Genomic DNA, 4,509 nt, shown 5'->3' on the forward strand with positions numbered 1-4,509 from the left:
GGCGGTTGCTTTATCACCGCCCCAGTGTCATTTGGCTGTTGTGGCTCTTGAGAGCCGCAGAGATGATGTGGGCGCGGCCGGCGGATCGCCGACCGCGCACACCTGGTGCGACCCGACGTGCCCTGCCTCAGCCGCGCCGCACCTGGATGGTCCTGGCCCCCGCCTTCGCCTGCGGGACCGGGACCGTGATGGTCAGAACACCGTCCTTGTACTCGGCGGTCGCCTCCTCGCCCTTCGCTCCGGCCGGCAGGCGAACGGAACGGGCGAACGTGCCGTAGCGGAACTCCGTGCGGTGCTTCTCGGCCGTCTCCTCACCGCGTTCGGCCCGCAGAGTCAGTACGTTGTCCTCCACCGTGACCTCGACGTCCCTGCCGGGGTCGAGACCGGGGAGCTCGGCGCGCAGGACGTACATGCCGTCCGTCAGATGCTCCTCGACGCGGATGCCGTGCAGTCCCGGAGCCGTGTGCATCCCCGGGAATCCTCCCTCGGCCCAGCCGAACAGCTCGGGCAGAGGCGGGAATCCGGTCAACCGCTCCACCATGCCGTTCATGTCCGCCTCCTCTCCTTCCTGGTCGTTTCCAGCGTCCCGCGCAGGAGTCACCGAGCGCGTGGGCCGATCGGGCCCCTGATGGACCCGATCGGCCGTGGCCACCGGTGCCGTCAGTGGTGCGGCACCACCGCCACCGGCGCGGTGGCGTGCTGCAGCACCGCGTGCGTCACCGGGCCGATACGGCCGCCGACCGGCGCCTGGCGCCGCTTGCGACCGACGACGACCAGCGACGCGTCCCGCGAGGCGTGCACCAGATGACGGCCGGCGCCGCCGATGACGGCCTGTTCCCGCACGTCGACCCCGGGGAACTTCTCCTTCCACGGCCGCAGGACGTCGCTGAGTCCGTGCCGTGCCTCCTCCGCCAGTTCTGCGTTGAGTCCCGCATCCAGGACGGCGCCGTAGCCGTAGACGGCCGCGGGGTTCCAGCCGTGGACCACCCTCAGGCCGGTCGCGCGCCGCCGGGCGGCCTCGAACGCGAACTCGACGACGGCGTCCCCCGGGTTCTCCAGGTCCAGCCCCAGCACGACGTCGCGGTAGGGAGTGGTGATCGCCTCCGCGCCCGTGGCGTCCGGCAGATGTTCGTCCTGCGCGTGCTCACCGGCTCGCACGAGGACGACGGGCCGTTCCGTACGCGCCACCACGGCGAGGGCGACCGAGCCGACCAGGAATCCCGTCACCGTACCGAGCCGCCGGGACCCCAGGACGAGCAGTTCGCCGGCCTCCCCGGCGGTCAGCAGGGCCGGGACCGCCTGTTCCCGGACCTGCTCGGTGGTGATCCGCAGACCGGGGTGGCGTTCCGTGAGCCGGCGTTCCGCCTCGCGCAGCAGATGGTCGCTCCACTCGCGCTGCACGTCGATCAGGGCTGACGTCTGAACCCCCATGAAAGGCACGTACTGAGGGCCTGGCGAGTCCCCGGCGTGCAGGAGACGCAGGGGCGCCGCTGTCTGCGCCGCTTCGCGAGCGGCCCAGTCCGCGGCGGCGAGGCTTTCGGGGGAACCGTCAAGACCGACGGTGATGGGGGACATGTGCGGACCTCCTTGAGGGATGCGCTGAAAGTCTCCGCACCCGAGGCATGGGGCAGGAGGGGCCGGAGGTCCCCGTCGGGCGCCGGTCGACCCCGGTCGACGACACGATGGCGCGGTCAGCGGTGTGGGCCGGGAACTCGGCCCCCGGCCCACACAAGCCCTGCCCGCCGGGCCCGTCAGGAGTGCACCGACACACGGGGATGATGCCGCTCCGGCCGCCTCGCCGGCGGCGCCTGGGGCGGCGCTGTCCTGTGCGCCCGTCCGCGCAGCAGCCGGACGGCGAGATCGTCGAACACGGCTGCGAGGACACACGTCAGTCCCGCCCCCAGCACGAGCAGTACCGCGAACCGTTCCCAGAACTCCGGTGTGAGGCTGGTACCCACTGTGCTCGCCCTCCCTGGTCGGTGGTCGTTCTCCTCGTCACCAGCCAACTCCGGCGCGGGGTGGGCCGCATGGGCCGAAGGGGCCGGAGGGAGTCGCGGAACGGCCCTTGCGCACGGGGCCGCACGGGCCCCAACCAGCCGACGGGAAGGGGCGCGGTGGCTGTCCTCCCGGAATGGGGCCGTTCGGCCCTGGTGTGCGTACGGTCCTGATGGTGTGCTGGGCGTGGCGGGAAGGACCCGACGAAGGCGCGGGGAAGCGGTCGCAGGGGCCGCGCACCGCGTGATCAGGATCCGCGAGAAGCGGGTGGCGCCCTTCCCGCCCCGTTGTACGGTGGCGGCGCCCGGTGGCGGCCACCCTGCCCGGAGTCCCTCAAACGTGGTGCTGTACGTCTCAGCCCCTACCGTTTCTGCGCGGGCACGCGCCACACCAGCATGGTGCCGCCCCCCTCGGGTTCCGTCAGTTCCAGCGTGCCGCCCAACTGTTCGGCACGTTCCGCCATGTTGCGCAGTCCGCTGCGGCGTCCCTCGGCCGGGATGCCCACACCGTTGTCGGTGACCGACAGGCGTAGGTGCCGTCCGTCCGTGGCCAGCAGCACATCGGCCCGACTCGCATGAGCATGGCGAGCAATGTTGGTGAGGGACTCGGAGAGCACCGCCACCACGTGGTCGGCGATCTCCTTGGGTACGTCGGTGTCCAGCAGACCCTCCATGCGCACGCTCGGCGCGAAACCCATCACCGGTGCCGCCTCGCCGACCACTCGTACGGCACGGGCGCGCAGCCCGGCCTCCCCCGTACCCTCCCGGGTGCGCAGGCCGAAGATCGTCGACCTGATGATCTTGATGGTTTCGTCGAGGTCGTCGACCGCGCGCACCACCCGCTCGGCCGCCTCGTCGTGCTCGATGAAGCGGCCCGCGCTCTGCAGGGTCATGCCGGTGGCGAACAGCCGCTGGATCGCGAGGTCGTGCAGGTCCCGTGCGATGCGGTCGCGGTCCTGGAGCAGGGCCACCTGCTCGGCGTCCTGGCGGCGGTCCGCCAGTTCCATCGCGATGGCGGCCTGCGCGGCGAAGGACTGCAGCGGTTCGGTCTCCGCCGCCGAGTACGCCGGCTGACCAGCCTTGCGCGCGAGCAGGACCACGCCCCGCGGACCCGCCTCGCCCGTGCCGATGGGCACAGCCACGGCCGGGCCCAACCCGCCGAACCTCGGGGGTTCCAGGGAGATGCGTTCGTCATGGGTGACATCCGCGCTGGTGACCGGGGCGGCGCCGGAGAAGGCCAGCCCCATCAGGCTGCTGTCCATCGGCAGCACCAGTCCGCGGTGCGCCTCGGCGTCCATCCCGACGGCGATCTCCACGGCGAGCGTCCCGGTGTCCTCCATGGGAAGCGCCACCGCCGCCAGGGACGATCCGGTGATCTCGCCCGCCCGCTCGGCGATCAGGGCGAGGACCTCGGCCCGCTCACCCCCGGACATCAGCCTGTGGGTGACCTCCGCGTTCGCCTGCAGCCAGCGCTCCCGGAGCCGGGACTCCTCGTACAGCCGTGCGTTGTCGATCGCGACACCGGCCGCCACGGCCAGGGTGAGGGTGACCGAGGCGTCCTCCTCGTCGAACTGTCCCCCGCCCCGCTTCTCCGTCAGGTACAGATTGCCGAACACCTGGTCACGGACCCGGATCGGGACGCCGAGGAAGCTGTTCATCGGCGGGTGGTGCGGCGGGAACCCGTACGAGGCGGGATGCTCGGAGATCTTCGCCAGGCGCAGTGGCTCCGGATGGCGGATCAGCTCGCCGAGGATGCCGTGGCCCTCCGGATAGGGGCCGATCCGGGCGATCTGCTCCTCGCTGACCCCGACCGTATGGAAGGCCGACAGCCGCTTGCCGTCGGGGCCGATCACGCCGAGCGCCGCGTACTCCGCGTCGACCAGTACGGCGGCGGCCTCCACGATGCTGCGCAGGGCCTGTTCCAGATCCAGCTCCCGGCCGACCGACAGCACCGCCTCCAGCAGACTGTGCACCCGGTCGCGAGTGCCGCGGGCCGCGTCCAGGCGCGCCTGCAGCTCCTCCAACAGCTCGTCCAGCCGCAGCTGAGGCAGCCGGACGCGAGCCTCCTCGGGGCTTCCCACCGGTAGTCCTCCAGGTCCCCTCTACGCACGGACACCCACCGGTCCGATCATGTGCCACGGTAGTGGTAGGCCGCCTGCCGCGGAAGCGCACCCGGCCGAGTAACCAGGGCTCGCCCCTGTGGCTTCATTCACCGGGCGGCGGGCCCGACTTGCGCCGCTGCTCCACGTGCTTCGCGCCCCATGGCGGACCGCTTCGGGGGGCGTCCCGGCCAAAGGGGGACGGACTCACCCGGGCCGACCGGCCCAGGGGAGGGGACCGACAGCACCTGCCCCTTTCGGTCCCGGCGGTCGCACGCTGAGGACGTATCCAGTCCGAAGCCCGACGGAGGAGACCGGCGTCATGGTCCGTTACGTGTACGACTTCACCGAGGGCGGCCGTGACCTGGCCGGCCTGCTCGGCGGCAAGGGCGCGAACCTGGCCGAGATGGCTCGGC

4 protein-coding genes are annotated in these 4,509 nt (G+C 71.8%); all 4 read right to left on the minus strand.

The window, feature by feature from the left end; translation table 11 throughout:
- Window positions 1-127: 127 nt before the first annotated feature.
- The 4 genes from ACIRF9_RS52425 to ACIRF9_RS52440 all read right to left on the minus strand — a co-directional run bounded on the left by ACIRF9_RS52425 (window position 128) and on the right by ACIRF9_RS52440 (window position 4,075).
- Window positions 128-550: an Hsp20/alpha crystallin family protein gene (locus ACIRF9_RS52425; protein ID WP_403837731.1), complete on the minus strand. Its 423-nt coding sequence runs from the start codon at window positions 548-550 to the stop codon at window positions 128-130.
- 110 nt (window positions 551-660) lie between these two features.
- On the minus strand, window positions 661-1,575 hold the full coding sequence (locus tag ACIRF9_RS52430; RefSeq protein ID WP_403837733.1) for a universal stress protein: 915 nt from the start codon (window positions 1,573-1,575) through the stop codon (window positions 661-663).
- Window positions 1,576-1,751: 176 nt separating this feature from the next.
- Complete coding sequence (locus ACIRF9_RS52435; RefSeq protein ID WP_403837735.1) at window positions 1,752-1,958, minus strand: hypothetical protein; 207 nt, start codon at window positions 1,956-1,958, stop codon at window positions 1,752-1,754.
- A gap of 398 nt (window positions 1,959-2,356) precedes the next feature.
- Window positions 2,357-4,075, minus strand: coding sequence for a GAF domain-containing protein (locus ACIRF9_RS52440; protein ID WP_403837737.1), 1,719 nt, complete (start codon window positions 4,073-4,075; stop codon window positions 2,357-2,359).
- Window positions 4,076-4,509 lie beyond the last annotated feature (434 nt).

Origin of the sequence: Streptomyces sp. NPDC096132 (assembly GCF_044763345.1) — a bacterium.
In the GTDB taxonomy this organism is placed as follows: domain Bacteria; phylum Actinomycetota; class Actinomycetes; order Streptomycetales; family Streptomycetaceae; genus Streptomyces.